Raw genomic sequence first — 21,561 nt, 5'->3', positions numbered from 1 at the left:
TAATTGCCATATTAGAAAAGAGTTTTTTTACAAAGTGAATAATTTAGAAAAACCCAAGCATTTTTTATTGGTTAAGGTGTGCTTGTTGTTATTGGCATTATGGATTTTTATTTTATTATTAGGAAATATAATTACAGTTTGGGCAAATAATCCATTAAAAGAAAATTTAGCTACTGGAGTTATAGAAAAAAGAAAATATTTAGAAGAAAGCACGCAAGATAATAAAGTAGTTGATTGGCAAAATCCTGATACTTATGATGCAATTTATGATACCAACGGAAATCAAATAGCACAAAGACATTACAAATTAGAAAGTACGCAAGATAATAAAGTAGTTGATTGGACGCATTATAATGTTTGGGATGCTACTTATGATAAAAATGGTAGACAAACATCTAAAAGATATTTTTTAGCTCAAAGCACCGAAAATAATAAATTAGTTGATTGGCAAAATCCTGATACTTGGGATGCTACTTATGATAAAAATGGCAGACAAACATCTAAAAGATATTTTTTAGCTCAAAGCACCGAAAATAATAAATTAGTTAATTACAAACATCATGATACTTGGGATAAAACCTATGATAAAAATGATAATCAATTATTAGAAAGGCATTATTTGCAAGGAAGTACTGAAAAAGATAAATTAGTGGATTGGAAAAATAATGATACTTGGGATGCTACTTATGATAAAAATGGTAGACAAACTTCTAAAAGACATTATTTAGAAACAAGTACCGAAAATAATAAAGTAGTTGATTGGCAACATTATGATACTTGGGATGCTACTTATGATAAAAATGGTAGACAAACATCCCAAAGACATTATTTAGAAACAAGTACCGAAAATAATAAAGTAGTTGATTGGCAACATCGTTATACTTGGGGTAAAAGTAGTAATGTAGAACCAATATTGCCTCTTACAAATGTTTTAGTGGATAAAAATACTCAAAAAAATAAAGTTTATTTGCCCCACACCAATAATAAAGTAGCTGATGTGGGTGATTTACAATCTCAAACTTATGACACACACATTTACAATATAAAAATATTTGCCTATATATTATTTATTTTGTTGTTGGCTGTTTTTATTATTGCAATTTATCTTTATATAAAAAAAATGGAAAAAAATAATTAATTGAATACCAAATTAGTTTTAATTGTTTCATTTATAAAGGAAAAACCAACTTAAAAGTTGGTTTTTTGAATATTAATTGATTAATATTTGGGGTTAGAACAAATTATATTAAAGTTTTTATTTTTTGGGGCAATTGGTCTAAACGTAATTTATTTTTGAATTTATGATGGAAATATATGATAAAAATAGCTAAAAAAATGAAAAAACTTAAGATAAATAGCCAATAATCTTTTTGGCTGGGAAAAGCAATAATGTCGTTCCAATAAGTATTGATGGTTTTTTGGGTGGTTTGGTCGTATTTGTAAACTTCATCGTTATCTTTGATTTCTATTTTGGGAATTCCTGGAAAAGTTTTTAATCCAACATAAGGAGAATTATATTTAGTAAAAGCTAAATTGTTTTCGTAATTTTCTTTTTGTCTTAAAAAATTGATGAACTTATAAGCTAGGGTTTTTTTGCTTCCTTTAGGCATTACCAAAGCATCAACCCAAACGTTGGTTCCTTCTGTAGGTGAAAAATAATCTAGATTATTATTTTGTTCTTTTAAAAAATTAGCATCTCCTGAATAAGCAATAACTATATTATAGTATTCGTTATTTTTATTTTTCATGCGGTCCATTAATTGGTCGTTTATAAAAGCTAAGTTAGGTTTTTGTTCTTTTAGTTCTAAGAGCCATTTTTTGGCTTCATTTAATTCATCTGGGGAAGGGTTTGCAATTTTTCCTTCAGTAGCTTTTAGACCTACCATTAAACCGTCGCGAGCGTTATTGCATAAAGCTACTTTTAAATTGGTGTCTTTTACATATTTAAAACCTTTATTTGGATCTTTGAGTTCATTAATTTGATCTTGAGTTATTTTGTTTTTATTATAAAGAATAACTACTTTGCCCCAAAAATAAGGAACGGCGTAATTGTTAAATTCAGAAGGGAGTTTGTCTTGGAGGGCTTTGTTTAATTCATAATAATGTGTATCCTCTTCTATTAATTTACCATTATCTATTGTTTCTAACATTTTGCTTTGTCTTAATTGATCAATTGCATATTCACTTAAAATAGCTAGATCATATTGGTTTTTACTTTTAATTTTGGTAACTGCAAGTTCGTTAGAAGAAAAAAGAACTTGTTTAACTTTGATGTGAGTTTCTTTTTCAAACTTTTCAATAATGCTAGGTTCTAAGTATTCGCCCCAATTAAATAATGTTAATGTTTGTTCTTCTTGGTGTTGGGGAAGTATATTTTTGTTTTTAAGATTAAGAATAATAAGAATAACAAAAGTTGTTGTTAAAATGAAAAGCAATGTTGTTGCTACAGTTTTAATTGTCTTTTTCATTTGGTATTAAATTCGTTTTCATTGGTGTTTGTCTTTGCGCTTGTTTTTGTGTTAGTGGTTGTGGTTTTGTTTGTAGTTATTGTTGTAGCTCCATTTGTACTTTCATTTTCATTGTTATTTGCCTCTGCTTCTATTTTGGCATTTTTCCTTTGGTTTTGTTTTTGGTTGTTGTATTTGATGAAATTAAGGATAATTTTAGAACTAGCAATAATAATTAAAATAGTAGATAAAGCATTTACAGTTGGGTTAATAGTTCCTTTGAGGCTGTAGATATAAGCAGAAATATTTTGGCATTCAGAACCACCTACAAAATAAGAAATCATAAAGTCATCAAAAGAAAGACTAAAAGCAAGAGTGGATCCTAAAAGCATAGCTCCTTTAAGTTGAGGTAGTATTACTTTGGTTAAAGCTTTGAGTGGGGTTGCTCCTAAATCATAGGCTGCTTCTAAAGAATGAGGGTCAAGATTTATTACTTTAGGATAGACAGTAATAACTACAAAAGGAGTGCAAAAAGATATGTGGGCTAAAAGCATTTTCCAAAAACCAGATTCCAAACCCATAAAACCAAAGACAACAAATAATGTTAAAGCAGTAATAATTTCAGGAATAACAATAGAAAAATTACTTACATTAAGAACAATGTTGCGCCATTTTTTGTTAAGACTTTGAGCAAGACTAATAGCTGCAAAAGTACCTAAAAAAGTAGAAATTAAAGTAGTTAGGCAAGCAATGTATAAAGTTATTTTGATAGCAGTTTTAACTGTTTGGTCAGTCCAAAGTTTAGAATACCATTGAAAACTAAAACCTTGCCAATTAACTAAAGATGCAATTCTGCCTTCGCTTTTGTTAAAAGAAAAAATAATTAAAGATAAAATAGGAATATAAATAAAGCTTAACACTAAAATGATATATAAGGTGTTAGTAATGGTTTTTTTGGGTTTTTTTGGGATTTTGGTAGAAGCAGTTTGGGGGGGGGTTGCCCCAGATAATTTAATTGACATCTTTGCTTTCTCCTAAACTTAATTTTTTAAACATTTGAAAAATCAAAAACATTGTTAAAGAAAGATGAATAGCAATTGCACAAGCTTGTTTGATTTCGCCACTTAATAAAGCTTTGTTTTCGATTAATTCAGCAATAGTAATTTGGGTAGTTGCTCCGAGATAACGTGGAGCTACAATATTAGTTGCTGTTTGTAAAAAGACAAGACAAATGCCTGCAAGTACTCCTGAAAGTGATAAGGGCCAAATAATTTTTTGCAATATTTGCCATTCGTTTGCTCCTAGATCTTGGGAGGCTTGAATAAGTTGGGGATTTATTTTGATAATTGCAGTGTAGATAGGCAAAAACATAAATGGTAAAAATAAATAAATAAGTCCTACAATCATAGCAAAATTAGTTTCTAAAAGATTGATATTAAAAGTTTTTTGTAATAAATGAAATATTTGGACTAATGCTTGGGTTTTGATAATCATATTAATCCACATAGTGCCATTGATGAGAATGACAAGAAAGCTTTGCCATTTCATTTTGAGGCGAGAAATCATATAGGATAGAGGATAGACAATGATAAAGACACAAAAAGTAACAATAATAGAAATTGCAATTGATCTAGCAAGGACGTATAAAAATGATTGATTGGATAAAAATTCTTGATGGTGTTGTAAAGTAAAACGGGTTGCAAAAAATGCGTTTTGTTGGTTAGTATCTTGAAAAGAATCAAATAAAATAAAACCCATAGGTAAAATAATTAATCCTAATAAAATAATATAATAAGGCGAAATTAATAGTCTGTATAGTTTTTGATTGTCCTTGCAAGTATAGGTTTTTTTCATTACCAAATCTCCATTACATGAATATCTTCAGGATTAAAAGTAATATCTACTTGTTTGTTTAATTCAACATGGTCAGTAGTATGAATAGTGTAGGTTCTTTGGGCAGTTTTAACATCAATTTCCCAGTGAACGCCTTTAAAAATAATTGATTGTACTATACCTGTAATTAAGCCTTTTCCTTGGGAGACAATATCAATGTCTTCGGGACGAATAACAATATCTACATTTTCTTCTTTGCGGAAACCCTTATCTACACAATTAAAAGTTTGATTGTCAAAATGAACTAAAAAATCATCTTTCATCACTCCTTTAATTAAGTTGGATTCTCCTACAAATTGAGCTACAAAACGATTAGCAGGTTCGTTGTAAATATCTTCAGGACTTCCTATTTGTTGAATTTCGCCATGATTCATGACAACTACTTTATCGCTCATAGTAAATGCTTCTTCTTGGTCGTGAGTAACAAATAAAAAAGTAATTCCTGAGTTTTTTTGGATTTCTTTAAGTTCGTATTGCATTTCTTGTTTTAATTTTAAATCTAGATTGGATAAAGGCTCATCAAGTAATAAAACTTGGGGTTTGTTAATTAAAGCTCTTGCAATTGCTACTCGTTGTTGTTGTCCGCCTGATAATTGTTCAATGGTTCTTTTTTCAAGTCCTTGTAAACCCATAATTTTAAGGTATTTTAATACTTCTTTTTGGATTTGTTCTTCTTGCTCTTTCTTGTTTATTTTTTTGCATTTAAGAGCAGTTTGTTTTGCTTCAAAATCTTTGGTTAAAGTTTCAATTTGATTGTTAAAGTTATGTGTAATTTGGGTAGTTTTTTCTTGCGTTAAATCTTTGGTTAATTCTTGATGAAAAGTTTTTGATAAATTGGCTTTGTTAGTTTGATAATGAGTTTTATTAAGAGCTAAATTAGCTTTAATCTTGGAGTTAAAATCTTTTAAACGTAAACCAAAAGCTACATTTTCAAAGACATTTAAATGAGGGAATAAAGCGTATTTTTGAAAAACAGTATTAATTGGTCTTTTGTGAGCAGCTACATTTAAAATGCTTTTTTCTTGAAATAAAACCTCTCCACTACTAGGGTTTTCAAAACCGCCTAAAATACGTAAAATAGTAGTTTTTCCACAACCTGAAGGACCTAATAAAGTGACAAATTCATTTTGTTTAATTTCTAAATTTATGCCTCTTAAAATTAATTGATTGTCAAATACTTTGGTTAAATCTTTTAAAATAATTAATGTTTTCATGATTTGATACCTATCTTTTTTGGAGAAATAAAGTTAATAATTATAATTATAATCGTAATTGCAATTGTAATTTGTAATTAAGTTTATAATTTATAAGTTTAAGTTGTAAATTGTTGTTTAATTAGCAATTATCAAATATAAAAAAATAGTCGATAAACTAAATGTAATAAGTTAGTCAATAAAATAATTATAAAGCAAAATAATCAACTTATAACAAAATAAAAAAGGAGTAATTAAAATTACAACAATAAACAATCAAAAAGGACCAAAATCTCTTAATATTTCAAATTTATTTATTGCTAATTTTAGCTTATCATAAAATTAATAAATTGCAATCATAAAAAGTGCTTTTTTTGCTGATATTGTTATAATATCTATAAATTTTGTTAAAATAAATGTGTTAAGAAAATTATAGTAAAATGATTTTTTTGCAAATATTGATTCAAATAATTAAAAATTGTTGGATAAATGCTTATAAAGATTCTTATTATGTTTATTTTTTGGTATTTGTCAATTTGTTTATTGTCATTAAAATTTTATGTTGGAATTTTTTTATCATTTCAAATTAATTTACTAAAAAAATGCACTAAAAAAATAAACCCAATTAAACTAACTAATTAATATATAAAAATATAAAGGAAGGTATATTATGAAATGGGAACCGCAAAGATTTGAATATCCTGAACCAGATAATCAACCGCAAAATCCGCCAAATTATCCAATTCCGCCCAAAAAACCTAAAAATTATTTTGCAATTACTACTAATTTAAGCACTATTATTGTAAATATTATGGTGATTTTCTTTCTGTTTGTTTTAATTAAAGGATCTGATAAAGGATCTGAAAATTTTTCTAAGACTATGGGAAAAGAAACCCAAGAAGATACTATGTGGGCACAAGAAAAAGAATACATGCCCAAAGGCAATCTTAATATTGATAGCTTTTCTGGATATGATGAAGTCAAAAACGAGTTAAGAGAATATATTTCAGCAGTAGATGATGATGATGCAAATAAAGTGAACCCTTTGCCTCGTAAAGATTTACCAAGAGGAGTTTTATTGTACGGTCCTCCAGGAACAGGAAAAACTTATTTAGCTAAATGTTTAGCGGGTTCTGTTAAAGGTAAAGCTCCTTTTTTTGTTACTACTGGCTCTGATTTTGTCGAAAAATATATAGGAGTTGGAGCAGCTCGTGTAAGAGGATTGTTTAAAGTAGCTCAAGAAACTGCCAAACAAAGTGGACAGAGTTATTATTTTATCTTTATTGATGAAATTGATGCTATTGGAGCTGAAAGAAGCAAAGAAAAAATCGCTCAAGAACATTCAGGTACTCTTAATGCTTTGTTAACTCAACTTGATGGAGTAGATTCAGATGAAAAAACTCCGCAAGCTATTGTTATTGGAGCAACTAATCGTAAAGATTTTTTAGATGATGCCTTAATTAGAGAAGGGCGTTTAGGGAAGCACATTTATTTAGGTACTCCAGATTTAACAACAACCGAAGCCTTACTTATAGCTTTTATGAAACGAGAAAACATTGAAAAAACAAATTATCCTTCATATGATGAATTAAAACAAGTGGCAAAAACTTTGCACGGATCTAAATTTACTCCTGCAGATATTAATTCTTTAGTGAAAGAAGCTAAAAAGATAGCCTCCAAAGATACTAATTCCCCAAACAAAATTACACCTTTGCATATCTATGATGCTATGGATTTAATTTTAATGGGTCCTGAATTAAAACAAAGTATCTCTAAAGCAGATGAAAAAAGAGTTATTAATCATGAATTAGGACATGCCATAGTAGCTCATGCTCTAGGGTTTGATGTGCATCGTGTAACTGCTAAACCAAGAGGACAAGCAGCAGGATATACTATCTTTTTTTCTGCTAGTAATGAAGACGAACAAGCCGATCAACTTTTAACTAAACAAGATTTATTAAAACAAATGATTACTACTTTGGCAGGACGTGCAGCTGAAGAAGTATTTGAAACTAGCGTTAGTGTTGGTTGTTGTGATGATTTGAAAAAGGTGCGTACTATTGCTACTAAAATGGTAAAAGAGTTTGGAATGTCATTAGGTTCGGAAAGTATGGATTTTAGTTTGGATAATGATACTCAAGCTAAAGAAATTAATGCAATTATTCAAGCTAGTTATAATGCAGCTAAAGAAATTATTGAAAAATATAAAGAAAAACCAAATGATAAAGATAACAAAAATCCTAATTCACAATGGCAAACTTTAAGTGGCAAACTTGCTACACAAAATTTAGGAAAAGATGCTTTTGTTGTTGCAGAAAGTAAATATTTTTATACAAAAACAATTTCAATTGATGAAGTTAAAGAAACTAATGAAGTTAAAGAAACACAATCAAATAAGAAAAAAGAATACAAAATAAAATTAGAATTTAAATAAGAAACTTCAACTCCACAACCAACTTCCTCTAGGGATAATAATCAATAATTACATTACAAAAAACAAATCTTTTATATACTTTTTTACAATTTAATACCCTAATAAACCCGTCTTAATTGATGGGTTTTTTATTTTGTTTACTTTATATTTTTTATTTTTTTATATCCCTTAAAACTGCATAATTAATTAATATTTGCAAAAAGACAAAAATTATTGTATAATATCTAGTAATAAATACTTTGATGATTTGTAGAAATAACAATAATCATTTATTTTAAAAACAATTTCAAAAATATTTATCTTTTTTGATACATTTATAATAATTATGACAACAAAACCCCCAACAATCGCTTATATGATATTAAAAAGCTTTAGGGAGCAATAAATTGCGTAAAAACATTAATATTCAAAATCTTTTTATCAATGATTAATTATCGATTATACGGTCTTATAAATTAATTATTAGATAATTATATAAATTCATTTGTTTAGTAAGTAATTATTTATAATTATGATACTATTTTAATAAAGCCCAAAAGCCATTTATCAATTGGCTATTTTTATAACATTTATTTATAATATCAATTTATTTTATTTAATTTTTTTATTTTAATGTTGATTTTCATTATTTGCATTTTTTTACTTATTTTGGGAAAGCTAAATATTTATTCATTTATTATTTCATTTCACAATCTTTTTTATATTTACAACTGTTTTATTTTTAATTTATTAGATTTTTAATTATTTTTTATATTTTGTCCTAACTTACTTTTTTGTTTATTTTTCCAATTTTTCATTTTGCCTATTTTAGTTTTATTTTAAAAACTATTTAACAAAACCATTTATTTGTTGTCGTTGTTATGCTATTTTTTTTATCTATAAATAAATACCAACCCAAAAACACAAGAAAAAAAGAAAACCAACATAGCAATATAGCAAAAAGAAAATTATTAATAGTTATTTAAAATGATTGTATATTTAAAAATATAAAGATATTTTCAAAACATAAAAAAACATATAAAACCGTATAAAAGGAGATAATTAACTTGACTTATGATTAGCGATATTAGTGATATTTGTATTAATTTTTTTAATAAGGTAAAATCTTTTTTGTCGAAAGTAAAGCAATATTTAATTAAAAATAAGGTATTTTGGTATTTTAATTATTTTTTGGTAGCTGTTTGTATTTTTTTGTTATTGTGGTTGCATATTAAAGTTTTTGCTAAGAAACATTCCAATCCTCATGCTCTTAAAGGAGGTATTTTTGTAGGAATGGGTCCTGTTTGTGTGCAATCTGATGAGGATGCTTCGGTTTCAGATAGCCATCTTACTTTAGAAGATGAACGTTTAACTGGATTTGAAGTTTTGTTATTGAAAGAAATTGCCAAACAAAAAGGTAAAGAATTAGAATTAACAATTAATACTTTTGCAGGATTATTAGGCGATATTTAAACAGGTAAAGCCGATATAACTGCTTCATGTCTTGCTATTACTGAGGATAGAAAAGCCAAAGTTGATTTTAGTATTGTATATAATGTTCCTATGAATGGATTTGTAGTAAGAAGGGACAATAAAGATTTTGAATCTAATCTTTTTGCACACAACGCAAGAGTCAAAGATAAAGATTTATTTGCTCACTTAGACAATTTATATGAAAATGCCAAAAAGGAAGGCAAAGAAAAATCATTTACTTTTATAGCTGTTACTGCTAGTGCTACTGATACAGATTTTTTAGGTAAAGGTTATATTAAAAAATTATTAAACAATAGAGATATTATCAAAAAAGAAACTTCTTCAGATGATATTGGACCTAATTTAGAATTTATTAGAAATAATAAAGCAGATATTTTTGTAGTTGATGATGTAATAGCACATTATAATACTGAAGGAGACAAAGATTTAAAGTATTTTATTCTTGATTCAACTGATCCTCAATTGCAATCAGGTCCTAATGGTGTAGGAGTTGTTGTTAAAAAAGGCGATACCAAAAGACAAAAAGAAGTTAATGATGCTTTGAGGAAAATATTTAATTTAGAATATGTAAAAGACAAAGATGGAAAAGATACAGATGTTATTGAAGATCTTAAATATATTCTTACAAGATTGCATGAATTAAAGAAATAGAAAAGAACAAATGACCAAGAAACTAGATACAAAGATTTAAAAGGCAAAAATACAAGAAAACCAGAAGAAGAAAAAGAATTTAGTACTTTATTTAAAGTTTTAGATAAATTTATTCTTGGAAATCTACAAAAAATTGATGAAGCCCAAGAAAGATTTGATGCATTAAAAGAGATTAAATTAGAATTTGATACTTTGGAACAATGTTTAGACAAAGACCAAACCAAATTACAAAATGTTAAAGATAGATACACAAAATTACAAGAAAAAAACACAAGAACCCAAGAAGAAGAAAAAGAATTTAATAATTTAGCAACAACTACAAGAAGTAGCAACGAACAAGAAAATACAAAAGAAACAAGCGAAATAATTCGTTTAGAAAAAAACTTAATAGCATTAGAGACAAATTAAAAGAATTTGAAGATAGAGTTTATAATGCTACTTATAAAATGAGAAATATTAAAATTTTAGGTTTGTGGCAAAAAATGTATTATAATTTCCCATCTTATAAAAAAGGGTTATATAATACCTTATTAATTAGTATTGATGCCTTATTAATAGGTTTTTTATTAGCTTTATTTTTAGTAGGCACAAAGATTAAAGTAACAAATACAAGAACTAATAACACTTTTGTAAAAACATGTTATAAAATGATTTCTAAATATGTTGATACTTATATTTGGTTATTAAAAGGAGTGCCAATTGCAGCTCAAGCAATGTTAGTATGGTTTTCTACTAGTTTGTGGTGGCCTAGTAAAGGCTTTATGCCTGATTTATTTCCTGATGGATTTCCCCAAATTAACCAAATACATGCTGCATTATTTGTAATTACTCTTAATGCTGGTGCAAGTCTTACTATGATTTTAATGCAAAATATTAAATTTGTTGATAAAGGAAAAATTGAGGCTGCTTTTTCTTTGGGAATGACTCAAAGACAAACTTTTTACAATATTATTTTTCCGCAAGCATTAAAAGAAGTATCTTCCGAAGGAACTAAATTTATTACCAATATTAAAGATTGTGCCTTTTTTGCTTTTATTGGGCTTGTTGAAATGGGCTGGATTGCTAACCGAAATATGGGAATTACTGCTGATGTCATAACTCCTTTTGTCCTTCTTTCCATAATTTATTTGGTTTTAATTCAGTGTACTAATGCTTTGGCTAAATATTTAGAAAAAAAATTAAACCCTTCTTTTAAACCTGTGATTAGTGTTTAAATTTTTAAATGATGATAAAATAATTATAAATTAAATATAATATTTAATAATATTAAAATTACAAGTTGCAAAACAACTATTCTTATCATTACAAAATTGAGATTTTTGTCAATTTTCAAAAAATAGACCCGCTTTTTAGTGGGTCTTCATTATTTGAGTCAAAATTGTAACAAATAACCAAATAGTAATTACGCACTTTATTTAGGTTTTTACTACATAAATAATTTCTTTTGTCAACTTTAAGGCAAAAATGCGTTTTTAAAAATTATTTTTTTAGTATAATATAGGTATATTAGATAATATTTAGTATTTTGATTGGGTGTTTAAATTTTTAAATCAAAAATAATGATTCAAATCAAAAGCAATAATTCAGCTTATTTTAAAAACCAAATTAATACTAACAATAATATTAAAATTAACTTGTAAAAAAGTTATAATCTAGATTTTAATATCAAATCTAAATCTAAAACTAAATATTTGCAAAAAATTTATTTTTTACAATCCGCCTCAAAATCAATTTCTTTGGCAAAAAAAATATAAGCCAAGTTTAAAAATTATAAATAATTCAAAAAACTGTTTTACCCCAAAGTCAATTATTTTTTCAATTATTTATGATTTTGAAAATTATTAAAAATATTTATCAATAAAAAATTGCTTTTGGAGATTTTCATATCCAATAAAAAATGCAATATTTGAAAAAACCAAAGAAAACTGAAAAAATATTTTTTGTTAATGATTTAAAATTATTATCAAATTGCCCAAAACCATCAATAATCCACCTAATATTTTTTATTATATTTCTTTTCTTTTTTCTTTCTGGCTAATATTTTTAATTATTCAAAATTTGATTTTGACTCTTATAAAATACTTTTAACCTAATAAATAACATTTTTGCTACAATAAAATACAAGCAAGTTTCCTAAAAGTTTTCGTGCATTTGTTGCAAGTCTTTTATTGCATTTAATTTATTGAATTGCAATTGCTGTTTGATTTTTATTTTGGGCATTTTGCAAGTCTTTTATTGATAAATTAAATAAATGCGGCATTATCGTATCCCAATCCCGCTTTTGCAAAAACATCTAAATTGACAAAACGAAAAAATATTTACTAAATAATTCAACAATGCCAACAACAACCAAAAACCAAACCTAAATATATTTTTCAATGCTCAATTCCGGATTTGCAATCCCAATTCAATCCCAATTTTTATTTTTTTAATTTTTAATTTTCAAAATATTTCAAGAAATTATTTTCATCTTTAATTATGAATAATTTTCAAATTACAAACTGGAGGTTCCAAGTGAATGACATTAAATTTTTTGCTTTAGGAGGACTGGGCGAAAGTGGAAAAAATTTTTACGTCTTGCAAATTAACGAATCTTATTTTTTACTTGATGCTGGACTAAAATATCCCAATACCGCTCTTTATGGCATCGATTCTATGATTGCTGATTATTACAAATTACAAGATATCAAAGACAAGATTAAAGGCGTTTTTTTATCATCAGCTTTTGAAACCAATTTGGGTGCCTTGCCTTACTTGATGAAAGATTTTGATATCCCTGTTTATGCTTCTTATTTTACGATGCAAGTTCTAAAAGCGCATTTTCAAAGTCATAAAATTAATTACCGCAATTTTAATCTACAAATCGTTAAAAGCGATGAAAGACTTATTTTTGATGATGTGGCAGTGGCTTTTTTTGCTACATCGCAATTGATTCCTGAAACATTGGGAATGGTTTTTCAAACTAAACGAGGTAGCATCGTTTACTCTGGCGACCTTAAATTATTGCATTCTAAAAATAAATTTTTTCAAACTAATTTTACAAGATTAGCTCAATTAGCACAACCCAAAGTACTTGCCTTTTTGCCTTCTTGTCGTGGGGCTTTTAGCACATCTGCGCATAATAATGATGCATCGAGTTTTGAGCACAAATTGAATAACTATTTTAGCAATCACTTGCTTAAATCCGAAGGTATTATTGTTATTCCTTCTTTGATGCCTGATTTGTTAAAAATTCAATCCATAGTGGATTTGGCATGTAGACTTAATTTTAAAATAAGTTTTTTAGGTAGAAAAAGTGAAAAAATTATTGATATTGCTTTGAAAAAAGGTTTTTTAAAAGTGCCTTCCTTCAATTTAGTGGAATTAAAAACACTAGAAGACTCCAAAAAACATCCAAAATTAGTTGTCTTTGTGCTAGGTAAACATTTTGAATCTTTGTTTCATTTGCAAAAAATGTGTCAAAAAACAGACACTTTAATTCATTTAACGCCCCAAGATTTAGTGTTGTTAATGTCCAAAGAAATGGCAGGAATTGCCAAAATGCAATCTCAAACCCTAGATCTTTTGTCACGCCACAATATTCAAGCCCATGTTTTGGTAAAAGACCTAGACGCTTGTTCCAATGATTATGAAAAAACCCTCAAATTGATGCTTAATTTTTTAAAACCTCAATACATTATTCCTGTTATGGGCGAATATCGTCATCAATATCAAGTGCAAAAAATTGCCCAAAGTTTAGGATTCAAACTCAACCAAACTTTCTTGTTAGAAAATGGCAGTATTTGGCATTGTGACCCACAAAAAGATGCCTTTGCCGAATCTAATACTGGTGTTCTTACAGAAATTTTAATTGATGGTACTCCCGTTATTGGTGGGCAAGATTTTATTATGAAAGACCGTGAATTTTTAGCAGCGGATGGAGTTGTAATTGTTGTTGCCAATGTTAATGCTAAACACAAAAAAATAGTAGGTGCTCCACAATTAGTAAGTAAAGGCTTTTTGGCAGATTCTGAAACTAGTCATATTTTTCCTAAGTTAAAAGCTATTTTTGATGAAAAAAGTGAAATTTTTTTGAAAAAAAAGTATCTTAAATGGAATGATTTCAAAAAAAATATTAGAGAATCATTAGTTAAATTTTTATTCAAAGAAACTAAAAAAAGACCTATTGTTATTCCTATTTTCATTAGTGTTAAAAGTGAATAAAACGAATAATAAATACAAATAAATACGATACAAAATAATAAGAAAGTTGTCAAAAAACAATAATTCAATATAAAAAAGTTAATTTATTGTTGTTGTGCCTTCCTTTTGTTTTTTGCTCTTTTGTTTTTTGCTCTTTTGTTTTTCCAATTTGACCAATCTGACAATTTAATTTTTGTATTTTTCATTTTTGCACTACTTCACCCCAAATAAACCCTAATTACAACCCACTAACATCTATTTTTAATACTAATTTCTTTTGATATTTTAATTATATTCCAAATATTTTTCATTACCAAAAACCTTTATATGGCAAATAATTGGCATCCCTAAAGCAAATTAAAGGAGAATGATGTGAAAATAAAAGTTGCAACCACTTCTACTAGTTGTCTCGATTATTACTCGCATTCTTGTGATATTGACATTCTTAGAATCAAAATTTTAATCGACGATCAAGAATATATTGATGGTAAAACCATGAAATACGATAAATTTTATCAAATGTTTAAAAACAACCCTGATTTTATGCCTAAAACTTCGCAAGTATCGGTTGGCGAAATGGTAGTTTATTTTGAAAAGTTAGCTTTACAAGGTTATCAAAAAGTTTTTGTAACTACGCTATCTTCTGCTTTAAGCGGCACTTATAATGCTATTATTCAAGCAGGAAAAATGGTATCAGATAAAATTGAGGTACACTGTTATGACACTAAAACTGTCTGTTTTTGTGAAGGTTTTTTTGCCCTAGAAGCTTATCGTTTATTTGCAGAAGGCAAATCCCTAGAACAAGTTGTTAAGCATTTAGATTTCATTAAAGAAAATAATACCATTTTTTTTATGACCAAAAAGCTTACACAATTAATTAAAAATGGACGTTTAGTAGGAGTAAAAAGTTTTTTGGGGCGCCTTTTGAGAATAAATCCCATTTTGCAAGTTCAACAAGATGGCAAAATTGCCTTAATTAAAAAGACTTTAAGTTCCCACAAAGCACTTTTAGCCATAACTTCTAAAATCAAAGAATATATCCAAAATCATGATTATCAAATCCATTTAATTTTTACAGGTCACCCTGAATTAAAAAACGAGTTTCAACAAGTTTTAGAAACCCAATTAGGCTTAAAAAATTTAGTACAAATCCCTTTAACTCCTGTTGTTGGGTGTCATGTAGGAGACAGCGCTATTGGAGTAGGAATTATTAGAAAACCTAAATTTCAAAAATAGTACCATTTTCCATTATTATAGTTTTTGCAAAATTGAAAAATAGTATAAATATTAATTCTTGCTCCTTAATTCTTGCAAAATGTATTTTTTGGGTTCCTGCACGACTGTATTTCTACACCAAAATATCGCAATAATACATATTTTGCAAATATTTGTCATAAAACAATTTTATTATTTGACTTTTTGGCTAAATGTTGGTATAATAATTATTGGTTAAAATTAAAAAAACTTTTGAATAACTTATTTTATTTTGATGCCACTTTAAGAGATTATTTTTATTTGTGCTTTATGATTTATTCCAAGGTATAAATAAAAAATATTAGGCCCGTTGGAGAAACGGTTAACTCACATGCCTTTCACGCATGCATTCACGGGTTCAAATCCCGTACGGGTCACCAATTTGATAAAAAAAGCACCCATAGCTCAATTGGATAGAGCATCTGACTACGGATCAGAAGGCTAGGGGTTCAAATCCTCTTGGGTGTGCCATTAAAACATCATAAATGCAATTAACGGGAAGTAGCTTAGCTTGGTATAGCGCCTGGTTTGGGACCAGGAGGTCGCGGGTTCAAATCCTGCCTTCCCGACCATTCCTTAATTAACTATCTATGCGGGCGTCGTATAATGGCCATTACCTTAGCCTTCCAAGCTAAAGACGTGGGTTCGATTCCCATCGCCCGCTCCATTTATTATTCCCCATAATAAATATAAAATAAAACTATAAACTAAAAAGTTAAACCGCTTATCTCATCAATAAGCGGTTTAACTTTTATTATATATTAACACAACAAAAAAAGCTGCAACAAATTGTTACAACTTTTCTTTCAAACTATTAAATTATTTTTTTAGTCTTAAAAAAATCATACATGCGGTCTTCATCAATATGAGGGCTTACAAAATTAGCAATATTTTTTAAATCTTCTATTTTGGTATTTCCCATAGTAATTGCCACATCAGCTAATTTAAGCATTTCAAAGTCGTTGGGACCGTCTCCCATACAAATTAATTGATGATCGGGATAAAGAGTCTTAATTTGCTTAATTCCGTATGATTTGTCTATTTTTTGATACATTATATCAACAAAACCACTATCCCAAAAGTAAGCTTTTAATTGGGGCATATCTTTTAAAAATTGTTGTATCTTTTCTTTATCGTTTTCTTTTTCATGTAATAATACCATTTGATAAACTTTTTGTTGCTCAAAAAAAGCATCATTTAGAACTAGTTTTTGTTCCCCTTTAAAACTGCTAATATTGTTGAGTGTTTGGTTGTTTTGTAAATCTATGGCAAAAATTTGGTCTAAGGTAAAAAGAGTTAAAGCAATTCCATTTGTAGCAGCTGCTTTTTTAACTTGCATAACATCTTTTTGGTCAAAACAAACCTCATTAAGGACTTTTTCTTCTTGCGTCTTTTGTGCTTGCATTGTAAGAGCGCCGTTGCACAAAACTAAATATTTAAATAAAGGTCTTAATTCTTTTAAAACTCCTAATCTAGCATAACTTCTGCCTGTAGCAATTCCTAAAACTACATTAGGACTTTGTGAAAGCTCTTTGATTAACGCTTTTGTCTGAGGCAAAATAGCTTTATTTTTATTACTTCTTAAAGTGCCGTCAATATCAAAAAAAATTAGTTTTTTCATAAACTTTATTACCTATTTTCTTTATGAATATAATTTATAATGTCTTTTTTGCTAAAAATATTAATTTTATACAATAATTAATTACAATTGTTGCTTATATTATACTATAATATAGGTAGTAATAATCGTTAAAATAGGAAACCTTAACAGTTTTTTATTGATTTTAATGAGATTTAAAGGAGAATAATTTTTATGAATAATTTAGACCCAAAGATTAATAACTATAATTCCGATGTTTCTTTCTTTGCTTTGGGAGGGCTTGGTGAAGTTGGGAAAAACATGTATGTTTTTGAAATTCACAAGCAAATTTTTATTGTAGATTCAGGGATTTTGTTTTCAGATGATTTTTTGTTAGGAGTCAATTACGTCATTCCCGATTATGATTATTTATTGAAAAACGAATCGCGTATTGTAGGGCTTTTTGTTACTCACGGACATGAAGATCATATTGGAGGCATTCCTTATTTGCTTAAAAAAGTGCGTATTCCTAAAATTTTTGTCTCAGGGATTGCATATTATTTGTTAGAACATAAATTAGCAGAGCATAAAGAAATTGGCGCCCTGCCCAAAATAGAAAAATACAGCCATGATACCAAATACGAATTTAGCCATCAAGTAAATGTGTCTTTCATCAGACTTAACCACTCTATTCCTGACACTTTTGGGATCGTTTTTAACACCAAATACGGCAATATTTTTTATACTGGGGATTTTAAAATTGATTATACTCCAGTAGGTCCAGAAGCGCAATATGATAAATTAATCAAGATTAAACAAGAAGGCGTTTTGTGCCTGCTTTCTGATTCTACTAATGCCGAGCAATCTGGGTTGGTCCAATCCGAAAGTACTATTGGGGCTTCCATTAATGAACTTTTTGTAAATATTGCAGACCGCATCATTATTGTTACTTTTGCTTCTAATTTTTACCGCATCAAACAAATTGTAGAAGCTGCTATTCAGACTAAAAGAAAAGTTGCAGTGTTTGGGCGCAGCATGGAAAAAGCTTTGGAAATTGGCAAAAAACATGGCTATCTTAACATTCCTGAAGGCACCCTTGTCACAAGTAATAACATTCACAAATATCGCGATATTATCTTGCTTTGCACCGGCTCACAAGGAGAGCCCTTAGCAGCTTTAAGCAGAATTGCTAACAACACTCACAGACAAATTAAGTTAAGTCCCAAAGATACTATCATTTTTTCTTCTTCTCCCATTCCTGGCAACCAAGAAAACATTAATAAAATTTTTGATTTACTTTTCAAAAAAAATGTCAACGTCATCACTCACGGACCTTTAATTAACACTCACGTATCAGGACACGGTAACCAAAATGACCTGAAATTGATGCTTTCGCTTACCAAGCCTAAATATTTTATTCCAGTTCACGGCGAACATCGCATGTTAATTGCACACAAAAATTTAGCTCTAGAATGTGGTATTCCAGAAAGTAATATTTTTATTTTGGAAAACGGACAAATGGTAAACTTAGCTCCTGAAAAAGCTGCCATTACCCAAAAAACGAATGTAGGCAACGTCTTTATCGATGCTTCTGGAATAGACGATGTGGGCAATGCCATCCTAAAAGAACGTCGTAGTCTGAGTGAAAAAGGCTTATTTTCTGTTGTTATGAGTATTGATTTAAAAAGAAAAAAAGTCCTTAATTTACCAACAATTGTTTCTCGTGGCTTTATTTATATGAAAGATAATCAAGAAATGATTAAACAAATTTCTTATGATATTAAAAATAGTATTGAAACTGCTATTAAACAAGATGAAGTGCAAAAAGAGACTTTAAACAAAATTATCGTTGATTATCTTGCCTCTAAAATATACGGAATTACTTTGAGAAATCCAATTATTATTCCTATTATTTTGACAGTTTAAAAGTAGTTTATAGCATTTTTTCATTATTTTCTTATTTCCATTATTTTAAAAAACCATTTTCAAAACTATTTGATTTTTTACAATGATATCTTTTTTTGCAAATAGTGCACCAAATTTATTTTATTATTTATCGAATTATTTTTTTATTCAAAATTTATTTCGATTTTTATATTAACACCGTTTTTAATATTAAAATTTTTTATTGAACCACAATAAATAACTTTTTTAAAAAATAAAACAACCTTTTTTTTAAATATTTTGTGATCATTTTAATAACTTTTTACCCTTTTTATTCTTTTTTCTTTTCTTGCATTGATTTTCCTTTTGTTTTTCCTTTTGTTTTTCCTTTTAGGATATGCAGATGTTGTAAAAAACATTTTGCCTTTGGATTTGCCTTAGGATTTTAATTATTTTTCAAAATTAACCATTATTTAACTAAAAATAAAAAACCTTCTACATTTTATAACTCAAATTAATTATAATTTAAAATTTTTAATAGCACTATTACATTTTAAAAATAAAATATAATATTTTTAATATATGAATATCGCATTTTTGCACGCCAAAATTCATTCATTAATTTATTTTATCAAAGGAGAATTACATAAATAATTATGGTAATTGTTTATACGAGTTTTAGTTTTGTTTCTTGTAAAAAAGTTAAAAAATGGTTAAAAGCTCATGGGGTAAGATACGAAGAGCGTAATTTGTTAAATTATAAAATGCAACCACAAGATCTGGATTTAATTTTAAAAAATTGTGATTATGGGTTTAATGATATTATTTCGCGACGTTCCAAAATTTTTAAAGAAAAACAAATAGATTTGGAAACTATCAACACCGATAACATCAAAAAAATTATTATTGAAAATCCTGAAATTTTAAAAAGACCTATCATTATTAAAGATCAAAAAATTCAAATTGGGTATAATGAAGAAAAAATTCGTATTTTTATTCCCAAAAAACTGCGTTATTACTTGATGGAAAATAATGTTAATTTTTATAAAGATAAAGAAAATAATCAATATGAAACAGTATTGCAAAACTTTTTTAAAAACCATAAATAATGAAGAGCAATATTTTTGTTGCAAAAAGTCTCTTATCATTTGCAAAGTTTCTTTTATCATAAACAAACTCAAGTTTAAAAACAATATTTGTCCCTTTCCATTTATAAATTGGCTATTTATAAAAGATGTAATTAAAAAAATAAACTAAGTTGCAAGTTGCAAGACTTTCAAAAAGCAATTTTAATCAAAAATAATTTTGCAAAAATAATTTTCAATTCAAAGTTAGAATTTTTTTCAAATATTCTAATTTTTTTTTATATAAATTGCAAATATTAGCTTGTTATTTTATCTTTTTTCAGTTTATTGTGATATATAATAAAAGAAGTAATGACAAATTTTGGTCTTTTTTGCAAAACCAAAGACAACAAAAACTGCCAAAATGCAAGAAATATTAAGGAGGTATTAAGTGATGTCAAATTATAGTTTCAAATTGAACAACAATCAAGTAGCAACAATTAAAAAATTCTACTACAAACAATTAAAATTATCACCTAATAAAACGGTTGCTTTTGTTATAGATGAATCTTTGGCTAAAATAACAGTTTATAATAACGGAACTTTGTTAGTGCAAGGAAAAAATACCTTATCTATCGTTGCTTTTATTAAAAAAATATTGCAAATGAAAACAGTTAGCGATAATAGCGAAATAAAAGAAGTTAGCCATTCATTAGTCAAACAAGTTCCAACGTTAAAAACTAAAAGCAATGCAGGGACAAATTCATTTTTGCCACTTTATAACAAAAAAACTTATTATCTTCCATCCATTGGTTCTGATGAAGTAGGTACAGGAGATGTTTTTGGTCCTGTTATTGTTTGTTGTGTTTACTTGACTGCTAAAAATATTGTTTTTTTGCAAAAATTAGGAACTATTGCTGAATCCAAAAAAATCTCAGATGAAAAAATAATGCAGCTAGCTCCTTTAATTATGAAAGAAGTTATTTATTCTGTTAAAATAATGATGCCTTTAGAATACAATCAAACAATCAAACAATGTAATCTCAACAAAATTAAGGCTTTAATGCATAACGAAGCAATTAAGCAAACCGTTTTAAAAGCTTCTCCAAATGTTCCTGTCATTTTGGATCAGTTTTGCTTTCCTAAAAATTATTTTAATTATTTGCCAGACCAAAAAGCCCAAAATGAGATTTATACAAAGATTATTTTTGAAACTAAGGCCGATAGTTCTTATTTTAGTGTTGCTGTGGCTTCTGTTATTGCTAGATATCTTTTTTTAACACAAATAGCAAAACTTTCTAAGAAAATTAATTCCAAATTGCAATTAGGAGCAGGCAAATTGGTAGATTTGCAAATTGATTTGATAGTAAAACAACACGGATTAGAGATTTTGCCTCAAATTGCTAAGTGTAATTTTAAAAATATTGTGCGCAAAATGGAATAAATTTATAATATTGGTGCTTAATTGCAAGTTTATTTATCCAAAAACACATTTAAAGGAGTTTTT

15 protein-coding genes, 4 tRNA genes and 1 pseudogene are annotated in these 21,561 nt (G+C 27.7%); 15 read left to right on the top strand and 5 right to left on the bottom strand.

All coding sequences use genetic code 11. From position 1 onward, the window contains the following. Positions 1 to 34 precede the first annotated feature (34 nt). Positions 35 to 1,138 carry a hypothetical protein gene (locus AACP42_RS01865; RefSeq protein ID WP_212775283.1) on the top strand — a complete coding sequence of 368 codons (1,104 nt, stop codon included), beginning with the start codon at positions 35 to 37 and terminating at the stop codon, positions 1,136 to 1,138. 103 nt (positions 1,139 to 1,241) lie between these two features. Here the strand turns inward: AACP42_RS01865 and AACP42_RS01860 are convergent, their stop codons facing one another. From AACP42_RS01860 to AACP42_RS01845, 4 genes are read right to left on the bottom strand one after another with little or no spacing between them, the layout of a single operon-like run. Continuing rightward, the gene (locus AACP42_RS01860; protein WP_212775282.1) at positions 1,242 to 2,468 is read right to left on the bottom strand and encodes an ABC transporter substrate-binding protein; all 1,227 of its coding nucleotides are present in this window, start codon (positions 2,466 to 2,468) and stop codon (positions 1,242 to 1,244) included. Beyond that, positions 2,465 to 3,469 (bottom strand): ABC transporter permease, encoded by a 1,005-nt coding sequence (locus AACP42_RS01855; protein ID WP_212775281.1) that lies wholly within the window; start codon positions 3,467 to 3,469, stop codon positions 2,465 to 2,467. The genes AACP42_RS01860 and AACP42_RS01855 overlap by 4 nt, the downstream gene beginning before the upstream one ends. Further along, positions 3,459 to 4,307 carry an ABC transporter permease gene (locus AACP42_RS01850; RefSeq protein ID WP_212775280.1) on the bottom strand — a complete coding sequence of 283 codons (849 nt, stop codon included), beginning with the start codon at positions 4,305 to 4,307 and terminating at the stop codon, positions 3,459 to 3,461. Before AACP42_RS01850 ends, AACP42_RS01855 begins: the two co-directional genes overlap by 11 nt. Next, complete coding sequence (locus AACP42_RS01845) at positions 4,301 to 5,554, bottom strand: ABC transporter ATP-binding protein (protein WP_071345666.1); 1,254 nt, start codon at positions 5,552 to 5,554, stop codon at positions 4,301 to 4,303. The genes AACP42_RS01850 and AACP42_RS01845 overlap by 7 nt, the downstream gene beginning before the upstream one ends. Before the next feature lie 649 nt (positions 5,555 to 6,203). Here AACP42_RS01845 and AACP42_RS01840 point away from each other — a divergent pair. The 11 genes and pseudogenes from AACP42_RS01840 to AACP42_RS01790 all read left to right on the top strand — a co-directional run bounded on the left by AACP42_RS01840 (position 6,204) and on the right by AACP42_RS01790 (position 16,194). Then, positions 6,204 to 7,967, top strand: a complete 1,764-nt coding sequence (locus tag AACP42_RS01840; protein WP_212775279.1) for an AAA family ATPase — start codon at positions 6,204 to 6,206, stop codon at positions 7,965 to 7,967. Between the two features lie 1,110 nt (positions 7,968 to 9,077). Continuing rightward, the gene (locus tag AACP42_RS01835) at positions 9,078 to 9,419 is read left to right on the top strand and encodes a hypothetical protein (RefSeq protein WP_212775278.1); all 342 of its coding nucleotides are present in this window, start codon (positions 9,078 to 9,080) and stop codon (positions 9,417 to 9,419) included. Between the two features lie 12 nt (positions 9,420 to 9,431). Continuing rightward, positions 9,432 to 10,091 (top strand): annotated as a pseudogene (locus AACP42_RS01830) (substrate-binding periplasmic protein); the annotation flags it as partial. Positions 10,092 to 10,283: 192 nt separating this feature from the next. Continuing rightward, positions 10,284 to 10,499 carry a hypothetical protein gene (locus AACP42_RS01825; protein WP_212775277.1) on the top strand — a complete coding sequence of 72 codons (216 nt, stop codon included), beginning with the start codon at positions 10,284 to 10,286 and terminating at the stop codon, positions 10,497 to 10,499. Between the two features lie 38 nt (positions 10,500 to 10,537). Further along, positions 10,538 to 11,305: an ABC transporter permease subunit gene (locus AACP42_RS01820; protein ID WP_212775276.1), complete on the top strand. Its 768-nt coding sequence runs from the start codon at positions 10,538 to 10,540 to the stop codon at positions 11,303 to 11,305. Positions 11,306 to 12,605: 1,300 nt separating this feature from the next. After that, the gene (locus tag AACP42_RS01815; protein ID WP_249402800.1) at positions 12,606 to 14,294 is read left to right on the top strand and encodes a ribonuclease J; all 1,689 of its coding nucleotides are present in this window, start codon (positions 12,606 to 12,608) and stop codon (positions 14,292 to 14,294) included. Positions 14,295 to 14,645: 351 nt separating this feature from the next. Then, positions 14,646 to 15,509 (top strand): DegV family protein, encoded by an 864-nt coding sequence (locus tag AACP42_RS01810; protein WP_212775274.1) that lies wholly within the window; start codon positions 14,646 to 14,648, stop codon positions 15,507 to 15,509. Positions 15,510 to 15,831: 322 nt separating this feature from the next. Beyond that, positions 15,832 to 15,907: transfer RNA gene (locus AACP42_RS01805), tRNA-Glu, on the top strand. 14 nt (positions 15,908 to 15,921) lie between these two features. Continuing rightward, positions 15,922 to 15,998: transfer RNA gene (locus AACP42_RS01800), tRNA-Arg, on the top strand. Positions 15,999 to 16,022: 24 nt separating this feature from the next. After that, positions 16,023 to 16,099, top strand: a tRNA-Pro gene (locus tag AACP42_RS01795). A gap of 20 nt (positions 16,100 to 16,119) precedes the next feature. After that, a tRNA-Gly gene (locus tag AACP42_RS01790) sits at positions 16,120 to 16,194 on the top strand. A gap of 147 nt (positions 16,195 to 16,341) precedes the next feature. Here the strand turns inward: AACP42_RS01790 and AACP42_RS01785 are convergent. Next, positions 16,342 to 17,148, bottom strand: coding sequence for an HAD-IIB family hydrolase (locus tag AACP42_RS01785; protein ID WP_212509186.1), 807 nt, complete (start codon positions 17,146 to 17,148; stop codon positions 16,342 to 16,344). A gap of 192 nt (positions 17,149 to 17,340) precedes the next feature. Between AACP42_RS01785 and AACP42_RS01780 the strand changes: the two genes are divergently transcribed. From AACP42_RS01780 to rnhC, 3 genes are all read left to right on the top strand, one after another. Then, the gene (locus AACP42_RS01780) at positions 17,341 to 19,032 is read left to right on the top strand and encodes a ribonuclease J (protein ID WP_212509187.1); all 1,692 of its coding nucleotides are present in this window, start codon (positions 17,341 to 17,343) and stop codon (positions 19,030 to 19,032) included. Positions 19,033 to 19,646: 614 nt separating this feature from the next. Further along, positions 19,647 to 20,099 carry a transcriptional regulator Spx gene (gene spx, locus AACP42_RS01775; RefSeq protein WP_212509188.1) on the top strand — a complete coding sequence of 151 codons (453 nt, stop codon included), beginning with the start codon at positions 19,647 to 19,649 and terminating at the stop codon, positions 20,097 to 20,099. Positions 20,100 to 20,508: 409 nt separating this feature from the next. After that, positions 20,509 to 21,498 (top strand): ribonuclease HIII, encoded by a 990-nt coding sequence (rnhC, locus tag AACP42_RS01770; protein ID WP_249402799.1) that lies wholly within the window; start codon positions 20,509 to 20,511, stop codon positions 21,496 to 21,498. The last annotated feature ends 63 nt before the right edge of the window (positions 21,499 to 21,561 follow it).

Origin of the sequence: Hydrangea phyllody phytoplasma, from assembly GCF_036985185.1 — a bacterium.
Classification (GTDB): Bacteria; Bacillota_I; Bacilli_A; order Acholeplasmatales; family Acholeplasmataceae; genus Phytoplasma; species Phytoplasma asteris.
This window is presented reverse-complemented; position numbering and strand designations above follow the sequence as displayed.